The sequence below is a fragment of the Bradyrhizobium sp. LA6.1 genome (genome assembly GCF_040547805.1).
In the GTDB taxonomy this organism is placed as follows: Bacteria; Pseudomonadota; Alphaproteobacteria; order Rhizobiales; family Xanthobacteraceae; genus Bradyrhizobium; species Bradyrhizobium barranii.
Window position 1 is genome coordinate 731,951 of record NZ_JBEPQK010000001.1, and the last position, 17,138, is coordinate 749,088.

General features: G+C 63.3%; 18 protein-coding genes. 12 read left to right on the forward strand and 6 right to left on the reverse strand.

Annotated elements, in window-relative coordinates; genetic code table 11:
• Positions 1-185: 185 nt before the first annotated feature.
• Positions 186-623 carry a DUF2147 domain-containing protein gene (locus tag ABIB99_RS03160; protein ID WP_084795231.1) on the reverse strand — a complete coding sequence of 146 codons (438 nt, stop codon included), beginning with the start codon at positions 621-623 and terminating at the stop codon, positions 186-188.
• A 138-nt stretch (positions 624-761) separates the two neighbouring features.
• On the opposite strand from ABIB99_RS03160, the gene ABIB99_RS03165 reads away from it, so the two are divergent.
• A complete protein-coding gene (locus ABIB99_RS03165; RefSeq protein ID WP_063984524.1) occupies positions 762-1,328 on the forward strand; it encodes a DUF2975 domain-containing protein in 567 nt (188 codons plus the stop codon).
• 11 nt (positions 1,329-1,339) lie between these two features.
• Positions 1,340-1,582, forward strand: a complete 243-nt coding sequence (locus tag ABIB99_RS03170; RefSeq protein WP_063986544.1) for a helix-turn-helix domain-containing protein — start codon at positions 1,340-1,342, stop codon at positions 1,580-1,582.
• A 153-nt stretch (positions 1,583-1,735) separates the two neighbouring features.
• Here the strand turns inward: ABIB99_RS03170 and ABIB99_RS03175 are convergent, their stop codons facing one another.
• Complete coding sequence (locus ABIB99_RS03175; protein ID WP_354174852.1) at positions 1,736-2,425, reverse strand: hypothetical protein; 690 nt, start codon at positions 2,423-2,425, stop codon at positions 1,736-1,738.
• Positions 2,426-2,970: 545 nt separating this feature from the next.
• Here ABIB99_RS03175 and ABIB99_RS03180 point away from each other — a divergent pair.
• The 3 genes from ABIB99_RS03180 (at position 2,971) to ABIB99_RS03190 (ending at position 3,799) form a co-directional block, all read left to right on the forward strand.
• Positions 2,971-3,180 (forward strand): cold-shock protein, encoded by a 210-nt coding sequence (locus ABIB99_RS03180; RefSeq protein ID WP_028151479.1) that lies wholly within the window; start codon positions 2,971-2,973, stop codon positions 3,178-3,180.
• 97 nt (positions 3,181-3,277) lie between these two features.
• The gene (locus ABIB99_RS03185) at positions 3,278-3,520 is read left to right on the forward strand and encodes a hypothetical protein (protein WP_063984523.1); all 243 of its coding nucleotides are present in this window, start codon (positions 3,278-3,280) and stop codon (positions 3,518-3,520) included.
• 54 nt (positions 3,521-3,574) lie between these two features.
• A complete protein-coding gene (locus ABIB99_RS03190; RefSeq protein ID WP_028151477.1) occupies positions 3,575-3,799 on the forward strand; it encodes a hypothetical protein in 225 nt (74 codons plus the stop codon).
• Positions 3,800-4,000: 201 nt separating this feature from the next.
• Here the strand turns inward: ABIB99_RS03190 and ABIB99_RS03195 are convergent, their stop codons facing one another.
• Positions 4,001-4,183 carry a hypothetical protein gene (locus tag ABIB99_RS03195; RefSeq protein ID WP_063984522.1) on the reverse strand — a complete coding sequence of 61 codons (183 nt, stop codon included), beginning with the start codon at positions 4,181-4,183 and terminating at the stop codon, positions 4,001-4,003.
• Positions 4,184-4,489: 306 nt separating this feature from the next.
• Between ABIB99_RS03195 and bioB the strand changes: the two genes are divergently transcribed.
• Complete coding sequence (gene bioB / locus ABIB99_RS03200) at positions 4,490-5,476, forward strand: biotin synthase BioB (RefSeq protein WP_354174853.1); 987 nt, start codon at positions 4,490-4,492, stop codon at positions 5,474-5,476.
• A 314-nt stretch (positions 5,477-5,790) separates the two neighbouring features.
• On the opposite strand, the gene frc is transcribed toward bioB, so the two are convergent.
• The 3 genes from frc to ABIB99_RS03215 form a co-directional block, all read right to left on the reverse strand.
• A complete protein-coding gene (gene frc / locus ABIB99_RS03205) occupies positions 5,791-7,068 on the reverse strand; it encodes a formyl-CoA transferase (RefSeq protein ID WP_063984521.1) in 1,278 nt (425 codons plus the stop codon).
• Between the two features lie 66 nt (positions 7,069-7,134).
• The gene (gene oxc / locus ABIB99_RS03210; RefSeq protein WP_071915548.1) at positions 7,135-8,868 is read right to left on the reverse strand and encodes an oxalyl-CoA decarboxylase; all 1,734 of its coding nucleotides are present in this window, start codon (positions 8,866-8,868) and stop codon (positions 7,135-7,137) included.
• A gap of 74 nt (positions 8,869-8,942) precedes the next feature.
• On the reverse strand, positions 8,943-9,638 hold the full coding sequence (locus tag ABIB99_RS03215) for a GntR family transcriptional regulator (protein WP_166105920.1): 696 nt from the start codon (positions 9,636-9,638) through the stop codon (positions 8,943-8,945).
• A gap of 347 nt (positions 9,639-9,985) precedes the next feature.
• On the opposite strand from ABIB99_RS03215, the gene ABIB99_RS03220 reads away from it, so the two are divergent.
• The 6 genes from ABIB99_RS03220 (at position 9,986) to ABIB99_RS03245 (ending at position 17,091) form a co-directional block, all read left to right on the forward strand.
• Entirely contained in the window at positions 9,986-12,115 is a 2,130-nt protein-coding gene (locus ABIB99_RS03220) for an acetate--CoA ligase family protein (protein ID WP_354174854.1), read from the forward strand.
• A 216-nt stretch (positions 12,116-12,331) separates the two neighbouring features.
• Positions 12,332-13,174: an IclR family transcriptional regulator gene (locus tag ABIB99_RS03225; protein ID WP_063984517.1), complete on the forward strand. Its 843-nt coding sequence runs from the start codon at positions 12,332-12,334 to the stop codon at positions 13,172-13,174.
• Between the two features lie 115 nt (positions 13,175-13,289).
• Positions 13,290-14,258 (forward strand): Bug family tripartite tricarboxylate transporter substrate binding protein, encoded by a 969-nt coding sequence (locus ABIB99_RS03230; protein WP_354116997.1) that lies wholly within the window; start codon positions 13,290-13,292, stop codon positions 14,256-14,258.
• Positions 14,255-14,737: a tripartite tricarboxylate transporter TctB family protein gene (locus ABIB99_RS03235; protein ID WP_166351504.1), complete on the forward strand. Its 483-nt coding sequence runs from the start codon at positions 14,255-14,257 to the stop codon at positions 14,735-14,737. The genes ABIB99_RS03230 and ABIB99_RS03235 overlap by 4 nt, the downstream gene beginning before the upstream one ends.
• A complete protein-coding gene (locus ABIB99_RS03240) occupies positions 14,737-16,236 on the forward strand; it encodes a tripartite tricarboxylate transporter permease (RefSeq protein WP_028150271.1) in 1,500 nt (499 codons plus the stop codon). The genes ABIB99_RS03235 and ABIB99_RS03240 overlap by 1 nt, the downstream gene beginning before the upstream one ends.
• Before the next feature lie 54 nt (positions 16,237-16,290).
• Positions 16,291-17,091 (forward strand): NYN domain-containing protein, encoded by an 801-nt coding sequence (locus tag ABIB99_RS03245; protein WP_028150272.1) that lies wholly within the window; start codon positions 16,291-16,293, stop codon positions 17,089-17,091.
• Positions 17,092-17,138 lie beyond the last annotated feature (47 nt).

Sequence of the window (17,138 nt, forward strand, 5' to 3'; positions counted from 1 at the left end):
CTCTTGCATCGATGGGTCCGACCTTGGCGTCTACGGCCCATTCATGTCTCAAGGACGACCGGGATGCCGCCGATCCGACATGGCGTTGCAGATAAACGGGGGCCGCCGAAACCGGCGGCCCTTGATGCTGTTTTTGTTGTCGTCTTGGAACTTATCTTGGACGTTGTTTTGGATCGGTTTGCCGCTCACCGCGTCCAGTCTTCACCCGCGCACAACGTTCCCATGCAGCCCCGGACGTTGAGACTGCCGGATGGCAGCAAGCTGACGGTGCTCGCATAGGTCTTTCCGTCGTCGGCATTATAGATCCTGCCCGACCATTTATTTTCGCCGGCAGCCTGCATGTCGATGAACAGGGAGATGCCGACGATCTTCCGGCCGCGCAATGCAGGATCGGCGTTATGGTCGTCGAGCTGCGCCTTGCCCGTCTTCTTATCGATCGGCTCCTTCAGCCAGACGACCCGGCCGCATAGCGCATTGCCGCAACGGCTCACCTTGATCCTCGCGTCGCCAGACTGTGTCAGCCAGACACCAGCGGGACCGCTGGCCGTTGCGGCTTCAGCGTTTCCAAGCGGGGAGATGGACAACAGCGCTGCGAGCAGGTGCCGGACGAGGGTGGAACGCATGGGGGCTCCATATTGGACCAATTGTCATGAAATATTTCATGATAAACGATCAATATATCGCGCTTAAGGTTGAGTCAATTGTGCGGAACATGCATATTGGGGGAGGGTGGTTGCCTGGAAATTGCGGAGTGCTTGGAGATGGGTGTGGTGGAGATATCGGTACGTGAGGCCCGGCAGAGCTGGTTCCGGCGTCTCGATCTTGCGTTCTGGGCGATCTGGGCGGCACTGCCGGTGGTGGTGTGGCTCGCCTATCTCCGGAGCACGACCGCCTCCGCCTCGATCGCGGCGAGCCTTGGTCCCGACCAGGTGAAATGCGCAGGCCTTGTCGCCAATCCGCTCGAGATGTCGCGCCCGGGACAGCTGTTGTTCTGGACGCTATTTGCGCTTCAGCTCTCGTTCTTCGCCGTGTTGATCGGCATCCTGCACCGTATGGTGCACCGATTCGCACGCGGCCGGATCTTCGCGTCCGAGACGCTTCAGGGTGTGTGGTGGATGGGGATCATTCTGGTGATCTGGCCGTTCATCGACCTGATCACCAGCAACGCGGTGGCTTATGCCTTGCACGAGATCGGCGACGTCAAGTTCTTCCTGCCGTCCTACAACGTCGACATCGGCACGATCGCGGGCGGGATGTTCCTGATGGCGCTGAAATTCGTCATCGAGCACGCCATCCTGCTGCAGTCCGAAAACGAGCTGACGATCTGAGGTGAATGCTTGTGCCGATCGTCGTGAACCTCGATGTCATGCTTGCGAAGCGGAAGCGCCGCCTCGGGGACCTCGCCGACGCAATCGGCATTTCCATCCAGAACCTGTCGGTCCTGAAAACGGGCAAGGCGAGGGCGATGCGCTTCTCGACCCTGGCCGCGATCTGCCGCGAGCTCGATTGTCAGCCCGGAGACATCCTCGAATATGTCGCAGGCGAGGAGGGCCGCGATGAGGATGCAGGCGAGGGGAGCTGAGCTTACACCTGGCGTGCCTTGTCCGCCTTCGTGCTGCACACGAGAACCTGAAACACGTCCTCCATGTGCAACGGTTGGCGCGTTTGCGCGCTCACTTGAATCGAGCTCGCCTGGTGCGAGCTCTACCTCGCGGCCGGCCGGACGACCGATCCGTCAGATCGTTGCCACATCCTGCGGCGTCATCGTGAAGGCGAGCCGGTAGCGGCCGATCGTCGGATTGTCCTGCGCGCCCAGAGCGCCAAGCGCCGCCGGCGAAAGTCGGTCGGCGGTCACCTGCTCGATCGCGTCGGCATCGTAACCCGACAGCAGCATGATCCAGTCGGCGGCGCCGTCCTTGCCGCGGATCTGCTGCTCGGTGGTGGGCGAGCTGGTCCGGGGCGTGTCGGTCAGGAGGAGGTGGGCGCCGGTCAGTCCCGGCATCTGCGCCAATGTGCCGAGCGTCTCCGAGAGATGTGTCTGCAACTCCGCCTCGCGCCCGGCCTCCGGCGAAAGCCGGATGGTGGCGAGCGAGGTCGCGACGCCACCGCCAAAGCTGGCGGCGACGCGGCACTGGCTGCGGACCATGCCGTGATGGTGCGGCATCATCTTGGTCGACCACGGCGTCGGCGCGTTGAGCCGGTCGAGATATCCCTTCGACGTGAGCACCTCGTACCGCTCCAGCTCGTACAGCACGAAGAAGCCGTCGGTGTCCGTCGTGCTGGTCCAGCGCGATCCGCGCCGGAAGCCGGGAATGCTCATCCGCTCGGGAAAATGTTCGTGGGAATGCCAGTCGCCGAACTCCGCGCGCTGCTCGCGGCGGACGCTCCACCACATCGCGACGGCGGCCTTACCAAGCAGTGACATGCTGACCTCCCTGTTTTCCAGCACTTTGCCTTGACGCCAACGCCGGGAGCAAGTCGTTCACGCTTCCAATCCGCCCCCGCACTGTCAGGTGTGATCTGCTATCCCTTCGCGGCGGAGCCGGCACGTGTGGAGCTTGGCAGTCTTTCGGTGCACACAGTCGATTGGCTGGAGGGAGAGTGGCGCAATTCTTCCGAGAGCAGCTTGCTGGTGGCGTACGGTGAGCGCTCGATAGCGCGACATCGTCTCGGGCCAGCACAGTTGGCCGGCACCAAATCGCGGCTGCGAACGCGGAATTCACCTTGCCTCAGGCGCCTTTCGGGCCTGAATCCGCAAAGTCCGAATTGTTCCGCCGAAGCCCATGAGGCATTAAATCCCGCCAAGCCTTGCAACTGGCGCCGATGAGGTATACGTTGGTGCTGTTCGTTCAGCCGCTGTGCCTTGTTGAATGCGCCCGCGGGCTCCTTTTCCAGAGACATCGACGAATTGAATCTGGTTCTGCGTGAGTGTCACGCGGAATGTGCGCGTATGCGCTTTGGAGAAGAATAATGACGACAGGTACCGTGAAGTGGTTCAACGGCCAAAAGGGCTTTGGATTCATTCAGCCCGACGACGGCGGCAACGATGTGTTCGTTCACATCAGCGCAGTCGAGCGGGCTGGTCTCTCAGGTCTCGCCGAGGGCCAGAAGGTCAACTTCGAGGCCAAGACCGACAAGATGCGAGGCAAGGTCAGCGCAGAGAATCTCTCGCTGGCCTAAGATCCTGCGCCGTTTCACGGATGTACTGAAACGGCCACGCTGCCCGCTCGATCCCAGGGATTGAGCGGGTTTTGTCCGTTGCGGGAGTGGGTGAAGCATGAGCGGCAAGAAGTCGGCTGAACCGTCACCCCAAAGCATTGCGCGTACCAACCGTCAGCGTTTGGCTGCCGAGGAGGGAACGCGGGCAATGGCGGACGTCGAGAGACAGGCCGTCGATGTTCGCAAGAACATGGCGCGGCTTCGCGAACTGCGCGAAGCCAAGGAAGCGGCCGACGCAACTCTTCAAGCATCGCTGCCGGCACCAACCCTGACGAAGCGCAAGAGAAAGCTGACGCGATAGTCGAATTCAACTGCGTCGACGAAAATCTGGAGAGGGCCGGTCACATGCCAAAGAGTGCGGATCGTGCCTAGGATCAAGTCGGACAGCGGCGGCACAATCACCTTCTTTCTCGCGCTTGGCGCAGGCCGGCAGATGTGCCGCCTTGCGACCACGTTCCAGACGCAGAAGCAGGCCTTCAGCTATCTTCAGAAATACCGGACGGAGTTCGAGCGCATCGCGCGGAGCCGACTGGCCTCCGGGGAGCTTGAAGACGGGATCGTCGTGCTCTCGATGCTCTAAAGCATGATCCGGACCCGAAGGGCCGCGTTAGCGCAAAGTGCGAAGCGGTTTTCCGAAAAGATCATGCTCAAACAATAACCTAAAGCGCGTTGACGATTCATTCCGATCTCATCGCGCTTTCGGTCAGGCGTCGATTGCGACGCGCTCAGCGCCAGCCTTCATCGCGCGGATGCAACATCGTGACCCGGCAGGGAACGCGTCCTATTCAGAGCGGTCCTTCGGCTCGGCCTCGCGGGCCAGTCGCTCCGCTTTCAGCCGCTCGCGATTCTCGTTGAAGGAGTGCTGGTCCTTCGCATAGTCATTGATCGGCTTCTGCGTTTTGACAGGCTTGAACGCCTTGTTGGCTTCACGCTTGGCCCGATCCGAGGATTGATCTCTCAACATTTCGACCTCGTTTTGATCAACAAGCTGTGACAGGACAGGTGCTGGCCGACGCCTCCCACCCGCAAACGCTGTGCGTGGGCTTGCTACCTCTCGGGGCGAGAAGAAGGCCAATTCTGCAGCGTTGCGCAGATGCTTTTGCGATGTGTTTCAGTCCCTCGCCTTGGCGGCTGCGTTGCTCGTACGTCGGGATAGCACGCCGGCTTAGACAACAATGGCACGCCGCCGCTTTTGTTCCAAGGACCCCTGCGGACTGGCGCCAAGTTTGCGATAGTGCGATTGTCCCGCTGCAATGTCAGGAGATCTGTAATGCTCGGTGTGAACGACGGGGAGACAATCCCCGCAAAGGAAAGGCCGCAAAGGTCTCAAAGATGGACTGGTGAAGATGCATGGGCGGCTTACCAGCTTCCCTTCAACGATCTGCTCTTCCGTTCACAATCCGTACATCGGGAGCATTTTGACCCAAATCGCGTGCAGTTGAGCCGGCTGCTGAACATCAAGACAGGTGGTTGTCCGGAAGACTGCGGTTACTGCAGCCAGTCGTCGCATCATGCGACCGCTCTTGCAGCCTCCAAGTTGATGGAGGTCGGGAAGATCGTTGCCGAGGCACGCAAGGCAAAAGACAGCGGCGCAACGCGTTATTGCATGGGGGCGGCCTGGCGCAATCCGAAGCCGCGCGACATGGATGCCATTGTCGAGGTCGTCGGAGCCGTGAAGGAGCTCGGGCTCGAGACCTGCATGACGCTCGGCATGCTCGACCGGGATCAGGCCGACCGGCTGAGTGCTGCCGGGCTTGATTACTACAATCACAATATCGATACCTCGGAGCGCTTCTATCCGAGCGTTACCTCCACCCGCACGTTCGCCGATCGTCTCGATACGCTGGAGCATGTCCGCGATGCCGGCATGAAAGTGTGCTGCGGCGGAATTCTCGGCATGGGTGAGAGCGAACAGGACCGCGTCGACATGCTGGTCACGCTCGCCAACCTCCCGGAAGCGCCGGAGAGCGTGCCGATCAACATGCTGATCCCGATTCCGGGAACGCCGATGGCGAAGGCGACGCCGATAGGTCCGATCGAGTTCGTGCGCATTGTCGCGCTGGCGCGTATCATGATGCCGGCCTCTTTCGTGCGACTCTCGGCGGGGCGGTCGGCGATGACCGACGAGATGCAGGCGCTGTGCTTCTTTGCCGGCGCAAACTCGATCTTTGTCGGCGACACGCTGCTGACGGCGGGCAATCCGCAGGACGAAGCCGATCGAAAGTTGTTCCGCCGGCTCGGACTGGAAGCGCTCTGACCTTTTTGCAAGCCGCTGAGCCTCTTTCCCGATCATGCCCTGGCCGTTAGGTCGTTTGTCCGACGAACAACCCCTCGGCCGCTCTTCGCCGGGCAGGATATTGGCTTTGTCGGATCATGGCATAATGCCCCTGTTTTGCCCGACGTGTCAAAAGGCATTTCGTGAAATACGAAATCGTTTATGACCAACAGGTTAGCTACTGTGCATGGGGTTGTTTTTCCATTTTTTAGTCACAGCCGCGACCGCACGGTCTTCTGAAGCAAAAAGGGCCGCCCCTTCGGGCGGCCCTTTCGTCTCGTTCAACGTGGTGCGGCTTACTCAGCGGCCTGCTTCTGCGGCGGCTCGAGCGCGCCGGACTTGTGGATGTCGGCGACCTGGTGGTCGCTGAAGCCGAGCACGCTGCGCAGGATCTCGTCGGTGTGTTCGCCGAGCAGCGGGGAGCGCTCCACCTCGCTCGGGCTATCCGACAGCTTGATCGGGTTGCCGACCGAGATGTACTTGCCGCGGGTCGGGTGATCGACCTCGACCACGGTGCCGGTGGCGCGCAGCGACTGGTCCTCGGCGATCTCCTTCATCGACAGGATCGGGCCGCAGGGGATGTCGTCCTTGTTGAGGATCTCCATCGCCTCGAACTTGGTCTTGGTCATCGTCCACTGTTCAATGCGGGCGAAGATCTCGTTGAGGCGCGGCAGGCGGACGGCCGGCTTGGCGTAGTTCGGATCGGTCTTCCAGGTGGGCTCGCCGATCACGTCGCAGATCTTCTCCCAGACCGGGGCTTGGGTGATGAAGTAGATGTAGGCGTTGGGATCGGTCTCCCAGCCCTTGCACTTCAGGATGCGGCCGGGCTGGCCGCCGCCGGAATCGTTGCCGGCGCGCGGCACGGCGTCGCCGAACGGAATGCCTTCGCCGAACTGGCTGTATTCCTTGAGCGGACCATGCGCGAGGCGCTGCTGGTCGCGCAGCTTGACGCGCGCGAGGTTGAGCACGCCGTCCTGCATCGCGGCGGTGACCTTCTGGCCCTTGCCCGAATGCGTGCGCTGATAGAGCGCGGTGACGATGCCGAGCGCCAGGTGCAGGCCGGTGCCGCTGTCGCCGATCTGCGCGCCGGTGACGAGCGGCAGGCCGTCGCGGAAGCCGGTGGTCGAGGCGGCGCCGCCGGTGCACTGCGCGACGTTCTCATAGACCTTGCAGTCTTCGTAGGGGCCAGGGCCAAAGCCCTTGATCGAGGCGACGATCATCTTCGGGTTGATCGCCTGGATCTTCTCCCAGGGGAAGCCCATGCGGTCGAGCACGCCGGGGCCGAAGTTTTCGACCAGCACGTCGCACTTCTTGATCAGCTCGGTGAGGACTTCCTTGCCCTTGGGGTTCTTGGTGTCGAGCGTGATCGAGCGCTTGTTGTGGTTGAGCATGGTGAAATACAGGCTGTCCACGTTCGGGATGTCCTGCAGCTGGCCGCGGGTAATGTCGCCCACGCCCGGACGTTCCACCTTGATCACGTCGGCGCCGAACCATGCCAGCAGCTGCGTGCAGGTCGGTCCGGACTGGACGTGGGTGAAGTCGAGAATGCGAACGCCCTTGAGCGCTTTGGTCATCGTGTTGCTCCGTATACTCTGTCTGCCCCCGCAAACCGCAGGGAATTAAGGGTTGAAGGGGAGGACTTACTTTTTCTTCTGCAGAACGCTCTGCGGATTGAGGTTGCCGATGCGGCCGCTCTCCGAGCCCGCGGCCGGATCGATCACCGCGTTGATGAGCGTCGGCTTGCCCGAGGCCATCGCCTCGTTGACGGCGCGCTTGAGCTCGTCGGGCGAGGTGGCATTCACGCCGACGCCGCCGAAGGCTTCCATCATTTTGTCGTAGCGCGCGCCCTTGACGAACACGGTCGTCGCCGGATCGGCGTTGACGCTGTTGACGTCCGTGCCGCGATAGATGCCGTCATTGTTGAAGATGACGATGCAGATCGGAAGGTTGTAGCGGCAGATGGTCTCGACCTCCATGCCGGAGAAGCCGAAGGCCGAGTCGCCTTCCACCGCCAGCACGGGGTGGCCGGTCTCGAGCGCAGCCGCGATCGCCTGGCCCATGCCGATGCCCATCACGCCCCAGGTGCCGACGTCGAGACGCTTGCGCGGCCTGTACATGTCGATGACGCCGCGGGCGAGGTCGAGCGTGTTGGCGCCCTCGTTGACGAGGATCGCCTCGGGATGATCCTTGATGACGTTCTTCAGCACGCCGAGCGCGCCGTGATAGTCCATCGGCGACTTGTTGTTCATGAGCTTCGGCGCCATCTTGGCGACGTTCTCGTCACGCTTGGACACGATGGCCTTGGTCCATTCGGCCGGCGGCGCGGTCCAACCCGTGCTGATCGCCTGATTGAAGGCCGATACGACCGAGCCGATGTCGCCGACGACGGGCGCGACGATCTCGACGTTGGAGTCCATCTCGCGCGGCTCGATGTCGACCTGGATGAACTTCTTCGGGGTCTCGCCCCAGCTCTTGCCCTTGCCGTGCGAGAGCAGCCAGTTCAGCCGGGCGCCGATCAGCAGCACGACGTCGGATTCTTTCAGCACCGTGGAGCGCGCGGCTCCAGCGCATTGCGGATGCGTGTCGGGGAGGAGGCCCTTGGCCATGCTCATCGGCAGGAACGGCACGCCGCTCTTCTCGACGAACGACTTGATCTCTTCATCGGCCTGCGCGTAGGCCGCGCCCTTGCCGAGGATGATGAGCGGACGCTTCGCCGCCTTGAGCACGTCGAGCGCGCGCTTGATCGAAGCGGGCGAGGGGATCTGCGCGGGCGCGGCGTCGATCACCTTGACCAGCGACTTCTGGCCGGCATCGGCGTTCATCACCTGGCCGAACAGCTTTGCCGGCAGGTCGAGATAGACGCCGCCCGGACGGCCCGAGACCGCGGCGCGGATGGCGCGGGCGAGACCGATGCCGATGTCCTGGGCGTGCAGCACGCGATAGGCCGCCTTGCACAGCGGCTTGGCGATCGCGAGCTGGTCCATCTCTTCGTAGTCGCCCTGCTGGAGGTCGACGATCTCGCGCTCGGAGGAGCCCGAGATCAGGATCATCGGGTAGCAGTTGGTGGTGGCGTGCGCGAGCGCGGTGAGACCGTTGAGGAAGCCGGGCGCGGACACCGTGAGGCAGATGCCCGGCTTCTTGGTGAGGTAACCGGCGATGCCTGCGGCGTAACCGGCGTTCTGCTCGTGGCGGAAGGAGATCATACGAATGCCTTCGGCCTGCGCCATGCGGCCCAAATCCGTGATCGGGATGCCCGGCACATTATAGATGGTGTTGATGCCGTTCAGCTTGAGCGCGTCGATGACGAGATGAAAGCCATCCGTCAATTCCTGCTCGGTGCCCGGTGCTTCGGACTTGGTCGCGGTATTCAGCATGGGCCTTGTCTCCCTGGTCTCATATGCCGTTTTAGGCTTTGTGGGCGAATGGCTCGCCCTTCTGGTGGACGTTGCTAGGTGAACAGTTCTTGACCGTGCGCTTCGACGTAAGCGGCAAGGCCAAGGGTGTGGTCGCGGGCGCGCTTCTCGGCGAGCTCGGTGTCGCGCGCTTCCAGTGCTTCGATCATGCTGAGATGCTCGGGCAGCGAAGTGGCGGTGCGATCCTTGCGTCCGATGGTGAGCTGGCGGTAGCCGCGCACGTGCAGCAGCAGGTCGTTGGTGAGATCGACCAGCACCGGCGATTCCGACAGCGAGATCAGCGCCTGATGAAAGGCGATGTTGGCGCGCGAATATTCCTCGACGTGATCCTCGGGCAGGCGGTCCTTGCCGAAGTCCTTGAAGTAGTCGCGCAGCGCCGTGATGTCTTTCTTGCGTGCGGTGGTGGTGATCAGGCGGGCCGCCATGCTCTCCAGCGCCGCCCAGGCGCGGATCATGTCGACGATCTCGCTCTTGGTTCTGCGCACCACCATGATGCCGCGGCGCGGAACGGTTTTGACGAAACCGTCCTGCTCGAGCATCGCGATGGCTTCGCGGATCGGGGTGCGGCTGACACCCAGGCGTTCGGACAACGCGCGCTCGTCGAGCATCACCGGCTCGGGCGTCGAATAGATGTCCATCTTGAGGATGGCTTCCTTCAAGGCGTCATACGCCTTGTTCTTGAAGCTGCTCTCCGGGGCAATACGAACGATTGCGATATCTGCCTCGGTCATGTTCGGCAACGCCTTGGTTGGTTTCCGCAGTGACACGACGAATCTCCTCCAGTGGGAGTCGTCTTTTACAGGATTATTAACGGGAAAGTTTTTGGCATACCACATGCCAGGATGTCAAGCTGGCTATTTTTTGCGGCGTTCTAAGTCATGCAGCAGCTTGACAAGTTGGCTTCTGGCATACCAAATGCCATCGCCAGCCATTTTTGATCCAAAGCGGCGGAGTAATGTGGGCTTTATGCCACTCCGTTCCGCGACATGGAACAGAGCGCGGCGAATGGCAAGCATCACGGGCAGCCGCTACACGCGCGCGCTTTGAAAGAACGAACTGAGGTCAAGGGAGAAGCCATATGTCCAATTCCAAAGATGCCGTCCGCAAAGTGCTCGACCAGGTCAAGGCGGACAACCGCACCAGCCTGACCGCGCCGGAAGGCAAGCTGGTCTGCGACGCCTACGGCATTCCGGTGCCGAAGGAGGGCGTGGCGAGGTCGGCGGGTGAGGCCGGCAAAATGGCCTCCTCGATGGGCATCCCGGTGGTGATGAAGATCGTCTCGCCGGACATTCTCCACAAGACCGAAGCCGGCGGCGTCATCGTCGGGCTCAAGACGGCCGAGGATGCCGAGAAGGCCTACGAGACCATTCTCTCCAACGCCAAGAAATATAAGTCCGATGCCAAGATCGAGGGCGTCCAGGTGCAGCAGATGCTGGCCGGCGGCACCGAAGTCATCGTCGGCTCGATCACTGACGGCTCGTTCGGCAAGCTGGTCGCCTTCGGCCTCGGCGGCGTGCTGGTCGAAGTCTTGAAGGACATCACCTTCCGCCTCGCGCCCGCGACCAAGGAAGACGCGCTCTCGATGCTCGACGGCATCCAGGCACATGAGATTTTGAAGGGCGTTCGCGGCGGCGAGCCGGTGAACCGTACGGCGCTCGCCGACGTCATCGTCAAGGTTTCGCAGCTCGTCACCGATTTCCCTGAAATCGTCGAGCTCGATCTCAACCCGGTGTTCGCGACGGCCAAGGACGCGATCGCCGCCGACGTGCGTATCGTCGTCGACTTCGCCTATGTGCCCAAGCCGAAGCCGCGCCCGACCGAAGAGATCGTCGCGGCCATGAGCCGCATCATGCAGCCGAAGGCGGTCGCCGTGGTCGGCGCCTCCGCCGAGGACGGCAAGATCGGCAACTCCGTGATGAAGAACCTCATCAACGGCGGCTACAAGGGCGACATCTATCCGATCCACCCCAAGGCCGCCGAGATCCTCGGCTACAAGGCCTACAAGAGCGTCAAGGACGTTCCGGGTGTGATCGACACGGCCGTGTTCGCGATCCCCGCGAAGTTCGTGGCGGCGGCGCTCACCGAATGCGGAGAGAAGAAAATCCCGGGTGCGGTGCTGATTCCGTCGGGCTTCGCCGAAGCCGGCGCGCCGGAGCTTCAGGCCGAGATCGTCGAGGTCGGCAAGAAGTACGACATCCGCCTGATGGGGCCGAACATTTACGGCTTCTATTATACGCCGGCCAATCTCTGCGCGACCTTCTGCACGGCTTACGACGTCAAGGGCCACGCGGCGCTGTCGTCGCAGTCGGGCGGCATCGGCATGGCCATCATCGGCTTCTCGCGCTCGGCCAAGATGGGCGTCTCGGCGATCGTTGGCCTCGGCAACAAGTCCGACATCGACGAGGACGATCTGCTCGCCTTCTTCGAGCAGGACCCGAACACGAACCTGATCGCGCAGCACTGCGAAGACCTCAAGGACGGCCGCGCCTTCGCGGAAGCCGCCAAGCGCGTCTCCAAGAAGAAGCCGGTCATCGTGCTCAAGGCCGGCCGCACCTCGGCCGGCGCAAAGGCGGCCTCGTCGCATACCGGCGCGCTCGCCGGTAACGACAAGATCTACGAGGACGTCCTGGCGCAGTCCGGCGTGATCCGGGCCCGCTCGCTGCGGCAGCTGCTCGAATTCGCCCGTGGCGTGCCGGTGCTGCCGACGCCGAAGGGCGAGAACGTGCTGATCATCACCGGTGCAGGCGGCTCTGGCGTGCTGCTGTCGGATTCCTGCGTCGACAACGGCCTGTCGCTGATGTCGATGCCGCCGGATCTGGATGCGGCCTTCCGCAAGTTCATCCCGCCGTTCGGTGCGGCCGGAAATCCTGTGGATATCACCGGCGGCGAGCCGCCGATCACCTACGTCAACACGGTGAAGCTTGGCCTGTCGGATGAGCGGATCCATTCGCTGATCCTCGGCTACTGGCACACCATCGTCACGCCGCCGATGGTGTTCGCCCGCAACATGGTCGAGGTGAAGAAGGAGATGGAGGCCAAGGGCTTCGTGAAGCCGATCGTCGCCTCGCTCGCCGGCGACGTCGAGGTCGAGGAAGCCGCCGAATATCTCTATCAGAACGGCATCCCGGCCTACGCCTATTCCACTGAGCTGCCGGTCGAGGTGCTCGGCGCCAAGTACAAGTGGGCGCGCGGGGCAGGGCTGCTCTGAGACGACGAAGACGCTTCGGTATGATCCGGAGCGGGTGGTTATTCACCTCTCCCCGCGCGCGGGGAGAGGTCGAATTGCGAAGCAATTCGGGTGAGGCGGACTCTCCACGAGTCTAACTGTCACCGTCCTTGCGGAGACTCCCCCTCACCCTGACCCTCTCCCCGCAAGCGGGGAGAGGGAAATAAGAATAGGGCGAGGGAGAACGGTCAGGTCGCGATGAGCAAGAACGTGATCCGGCGCAAATCGCTCGAGCCTCGATCGCCATCGGAGGCCGACCACGACGCGCGCGATGGCGGCGTGCAGTCCGTCGACCGCGCGCTGTCGATCCTCGAAACGCTGGCCGAAGACGACGAAGGCTATCGCCTCAGCGACCTCGCCGTGCGCACCGGCCTGTCGGCCTCGACCGTGCACCGCCTGCTGGCGACGCTGGAGAGCCGCCGCTTCGTGCAGTTCGACCGCGCCCAGTCCAAATGGCATGTCGGCGTGCGCAGCTTCACGGTCGGCGCGAGCTTTGCCCGGCGGCGTAATTTCTCCACGCAGGCGATTCCTTACTTGCGCAAGCTGCGCGATCTCACCCGCGAGACCGCCAATCTCGCCGTGGTCGACGACGAGTTCATCATCGTGCTGACCCGCATGGAGAGCCGCGAGATCATGCGCTCGCTGACCCAGGTCGGCGGCCGCGTCGCCATGGTGACGTCAGGCGTCGGCAAGGCAGTGCTCGCGACTTATTCGGACGAGGACGTCGGCGCGGTCATCCGCCATCACGGCATGCCCCGCCTGACGGAGAAGTCGATCGTGCGGCCGGGCGACCTGTTCAAGGAGCTCGAGAAGATCCGCAAGCAGGGTTTTGCGCTCGACGATGAAGAAGCCTGTATGGGCCTGCGCTGTATTGCCGCAGTGGTCTATAATGACTGCGCCGAGCCGCTCGCGGCGATTTCCGTCTCGGGCATGACCAGCCGCCTGACCGACGACAGATTGCCGGAAATCGGCCAAATCGTGCGCGAAGTCGCCGGCGAATTGACCGTCGCGCTCGGCGGGGTGATGCCGAAATCTGGCTAACAAGGAACCGGGCCTGTCGCTGGACAGCATCGGCCGTTTTGGCTGATATGCGACCAAACGACACAATGCGGCAACCGATCAACGACGTCCGCACGAGCCCTGGAGAATGCCCCCCATGTTCAAATTTCCCGCGCGCCTTGTCGGCGCAGCCGTCGCGCTGACCCTTGCGGCAGCTGCGCCCGCTTTTGCCCAGCAGCTCGAGCTCAAGCTGATGGCGCCGGCGGCCCCGGGCGGTGGCTGGGACCAGACCGCGCGCTCGATGCAGCAGGCGCTGGTCGCTTCGGGCGTCGCGCGCAGCGTGCAGGTCGTCAACGTTCCCGGCGCCGGCGGCAGCGTCGGCATCGCGCAGTTCGTCAACGGCGCCAAGGGCGACGGCAACCAGTTGATGGTCAACGGCTTCGTCATGGTGGGTGCGCTCGCCATGAACAAATCGCCTGTCACGCTCGAGCAGGTGACGCCGATCGCGCGCCTCACCGAGGAAATCCAGGTGATCGTGGTGCCGGCGAATTCGCCGATCAAGACCGCGCAGGATCTCGCCGCCGCGGTGAAAGCCGATATCGCCAAGGTGACCTTCGCCGGCGGCTCGGCCGGCGGCGTCGACCATGTCATGGCCGCGTTGTTCGCGGGCGCAGTCGGCGCCGACGCGAAGAAGATCAACTACATCCCGTTCTCCGGCGGCGGCGAATCGCTGGCGGCGATCCTCGGCGGCAAGGTCACCGCGGGCATTTCGGGGCTGAGCGAATATGACGGGCAGATCAAGTCCGGCAAGCTGCGCGCGATCGGCGTGACCTCGGAGAAGCGCATCGCGGGCAGCGACATCCCGACCTTTAGGGAGCAAGGCATCGACCTCGTGATCGCCAACTGGCGTTCGGTGGTCGCGCCTCCCGGCATCACGCCCGAGCAGCGCAAGACGCTGAGCGATGCGGTCGAGAAGATGGTGAAGTCGGACGCCTGGAAGGAGATACTCAAGCAGAAGGGCTGGGAGGATGCCTATCTCGGCGGCGACGCCTTCGCCGACTTCCTGAAGAAGGAAACCGTGCGCGTCACCGACGTGCTGAAATCGGTCGGCCTGGTCAAGTCATGACCTCAGGCGATCCCGCCCAGCCGCGGCGCGTCGATCGCGCCGGCATCGTCATCGCTGTATTGCTCGCAGGTCTCGCCGCGGTGCTGGTCTGGGACGCGCGGGGGCTGCAATCCACTGCGATGTACGGGATGGGACCGGAGGCGATGCCGGTCGTGGTCGCCACCGGCCTTGGGCTGCTCGCGATCGGTAATTTCATCGACGCGCTACGCGGCAATCTGCCGGCGCGCGAGAGCGCCGATCCCGTGCCTGTGATTCTGATCCTGGTTGGCCTCGCGCTCCTCATTGCCATCATCGGCTTCGGCGGCGGCTTCATCCTGGCGACGTCGGCGTTGTTCGTGACGACGTCGGCGGCGTTTGGGCGCCGTGCCATCCTCGTCGACAGCATCATCGCCCTCGTGATGTCGACCCTCATCTATCTCGCGTTCGACCGGCTGTTGACGCTGAGCCTTCCGACCGGCCCGCTGGAGCGACTGCTGTGATGGACACCTTTGCCGCGCTGGCCCACGGCATGGCGGTCGCCGTCCAGCCGATGAACCTGCTCTATGCTCTGATCGGCGTGTTCCTCGGCACGGCCGTCGGCGTGCTGCCCGGCATCGGCCCGGCCCTGACGGTCGCGCTGCTGCTGCCGGTGACCTACAAGCTCGATCCCGGCGGCTCGCTGATCATGTTCGCCGGCATCTACTACGGCGGCATGTATGGCGGATCGACCACCGCGATCCTGATCAACACGCCCGGCGAGAGTGCCTCGATGGCAACCGCGCTCGAAGGCAACAAGATGGCCAAGGCCGGCCGCGGCGGGCCGGCGCTTGCGACATCCGCCATCGGTTCCTTCGTCGCCGGCACCATCGCCACCATTGGTCTCGCGTTCCTCGCGCCGTGGCTGGTCGATTTCGCGGTGCGCTTCGGCCCCGAGGACTATTTCGCGCTGATGTGCGTCGCCTTCGTCACGGTGTCGGCGACCTTCGGCGATTCTCCGATCCGCGGCCTGACCAGTCTGTTCATCGGCTTGACGCTCGGTCTGGTCGGCATCGACAAGCTGACGGGGCAGGCGCGGCTTGCCTTCGGGGTCCCTGAATTGCTCGACGGCGTCGAGGTGACGACGCTTGCGGTCGGTCTGTTCGCGGTCGGCGAGGCGCTCTATGTCGCATCGCGGCGCCACCACACCGAGGAAAAGCTCGAACCGGTGCGCGGCTCGCTGTGGATGACCAAGGAAGACTGGAAGCGCTCATGGAAGCCGTGGCTGCGCGGCACCATGTTCGGCTTTCCGATCGGCGCGCTGCCCGCAGGCGGCGCGGAGATTCCGACCTTCCTGTCCTATTCCACTGAGAAGCGGCTCACAAAACATCCGGAAGAATTCGGCAAGGGCGCGATCGAAGGCGTCGCGGGACCGGAGGCCGCCAACAACGCCTCCGCCGCCGGCACGCTGGTGCCGCTGCTGACGCTGGGATTGCCGACCTCGGCAACGGCCGCGATGATGCTGGCGGGGTTCCAGCAGTACGGCCTCAACCCGGGGCCGCTGCTGTTTGCCGAGCGGCCTGACCTCGTGTGGGGCCTGATCGCCAGTCTCTTCATCGCCAATTGCATGTTGCTGGTGCTCAATCTGCCGCTGGTCGGACTGTGGGTGCGGTTGCTCGCGATCCCGCAGCCTTGGCTTTATGCCGGCATTCTCGTGTTCGCGACCATGGGCACCATCGCCGCAAAGCCCTCGGTGGTCGAATTGTCGATGCTGGCCGGCTTCGGCGTGCTCGGTTTCCTGATGCGCCGGTTCGACTTTCCGATCGCGCCCGTCGTCGTCGGCCTGATCCTCGGTCCGATCGCCGAGAGCCAGCTGCGCCGTGCGCTCGCGATCAGCCTCGGCGATCCCATGACGTTGCTCCAGAGCCCGATCTCGGCGACGCTGCTCGGCATCGCGCTGGTTGCGCTGCTGGCCCCGTTCGTGCTGAAGGGGATGGGGCGCTTCAAGGCGAACGAGGACTAGCCGTCCCGGCGCGAGCGTCCTCTAATGCTGCGTCCAGCTCGTTGAGGAAACGCCATGCCGTCGGAACTTCGCTCGCCCCGTCTCGCCGTCCTGATCGATGCCGACAACGCCTCTGCGAAGATCGCGGATGGGCTGTTCGAGGAGATTGCCAAGATCGGCGAGGCCAGCGTCCGCCGCATCTATGGCGACTTCTCCAATGCACGGTCCAGGGGCTGGGCCGACATTCTGTCGAAGCACGCCATCATCCCGCAGCAGCAATTCGCCTATACGACGGGAAAGAATGCCTCCGACATAACCCTGGTGATCGACGCCATGGACCTGCTTCACAGCGGCCGGTTCGACGGCTTCTGCCTGGTCTCCTCCGACAGCGACTTTACCCGTCTGGCCGCCCGCATCCGTGAGCAGGGCGTCGACGTGTTCGGGTTCGGCGAGCAGAAGACGCCGGAGAGCTTCAGGCAGGCCTGCCGAAGGTTCGTCTACACCGAGAACCTGGTCTCCGTCCCGGCGACCACCCAGGATGCCGCCTCAAGATCGACGTCGCTTCAGCCGCCCGATGCAGCCACGCCCATCATCAAGAAGGTCATCACCCAGATGGAGAGCGAAGACGGCTGGGTCGCGCTCGGCGAAGTCGGCCGGCAGCTCGCCAATCTGGCCTCCGATTTCGATCCGAGAACGTTCGGGTTCCGCAAGCTGAGTGACCTCGTACGCAAGACGAATTCGTTTGAGATCGATGAGCCAAAGGGCCGGTCGATGCGAATTCGCGTGAAGCCCGCTGCCGCCGCACCGCCGAGAAGGCGGAACCCGCGCAGGCCCGCAAGGGCGGGGACGACGGGCAGTTCGGCGCCTAAGGCGTAAGCAGGGTCTGCCGTTATATTTGCGCTTGCCCGCTATAGCGCAGGGCG

Coding starts and splice junctions, on each gene's coding strand:
- ABIB99_RS03165 (WP_063984524.1), top strand. CDS start 762: ATGGGTGTGGTGGAGATATCGGTACGTGAGGCCCGGCAGAGCTGGTTC.
- ABIB99_RS03235 (WP_166351504.1), top strand. CDS start 14,255: ATGACCTCAGGCGATCCCGCCCAGCCGCGGCGCGTCGATCGCGCCGGC.
- ABIB99_RS03240 (WP_028150271.1), top strand. CDS start 14,737: ATGGACACCTTTGCCGCGCTGGCCCACGGCATGGCGGTCGCCGTCCAG.
- ABIB99_RS03215 (WP_166105920.1), bottom strand. CDS start 9,638: ATGACCGAGGCAGATATCGCAATCGTTCGTATTGCCCCGGAGAGCAGC.
- ABIB99_RS03180 (WP_028151479.1), top strand. CDS start 2,971: ATGACGACAGGTACCGTGAAGTGGTTCAACGGCCAAAAGGGCTTTGGA.
- ABIB99_RS03225 (WP_063984517.1), top strand. CDS start 12,332: ATGAGCAAGAACGTGATCCGGCGCAAATCGCTCGAGCCTCGATCGCCA.
- ABIB99_RS03175 (WP_354174852.1), bottom strand. CDS start 2,425: ATGTCACTGCTTGGTAAGGCCGCCGTCGCGATGTGGTGGAGCGTCCGC.
- ABIB99_RS03195 (WP_063984522.1), bottom strand. CDS start 4,183: ATGTTGAGAGATCAATCCTCGGATCGGGCCAAGCGTGAAGCCAACAAG.
- ABIB99_RS03185 (WP_063984523.1), top strand. CDS start 3,278: ATGAGCGGCAAGAAGTCGGCTGAACCGTCACCCCAAAGCATTGCGCGT.
- ABIB99_RS03220 (WP_354174854.1), top strand. CDS start 9,986: ATGTCCAATTCCAAAGATGCCGTCCGCAAAGTGCTCGACCAGGTCAAG.
- ABIB99_RS03245 (WP_028150272.1), top strand. CDS start 16,291: ATGCCGTCGGAACTTCGCTCGCCCCGTCTCGCCGTCCTGATCGATGCC.
- ABIB99_RS03230 (WP_354116997.1), top strand. CDS start 13,290: ATGTTCAAATTTCCCGCGCGCCTTGTCGGCGCAGCCGTCGCGCTGACC.
- oxc (WP_071915548.1), bottom strand. CDS start 8,868: ATGCTGAATACCGCGACCAAGTCCGAAGCACCGGGCACCGAGCAGGAA.
- bioB (WP_354174853.1), top strand. CDS start 4,490: ATGCTCGGTGTGAACGACGGGGAGACAATCCCCGCAAAGGAAAGGCCG.
- frc (WP_063984521.1), bottom strand. CDS start 7,068: ATGACCAAAGCGCTCAAGGGCGTTCGCATTCTCGACTTCACCCACGTC.
- ABIB99_RS03160 (WP_084795231.1), bottom strand. CDS start 623: ATGCGTTCCACCCTCGTCCGGCACCTGCTCGCAGCGCTGTTGTCCATC.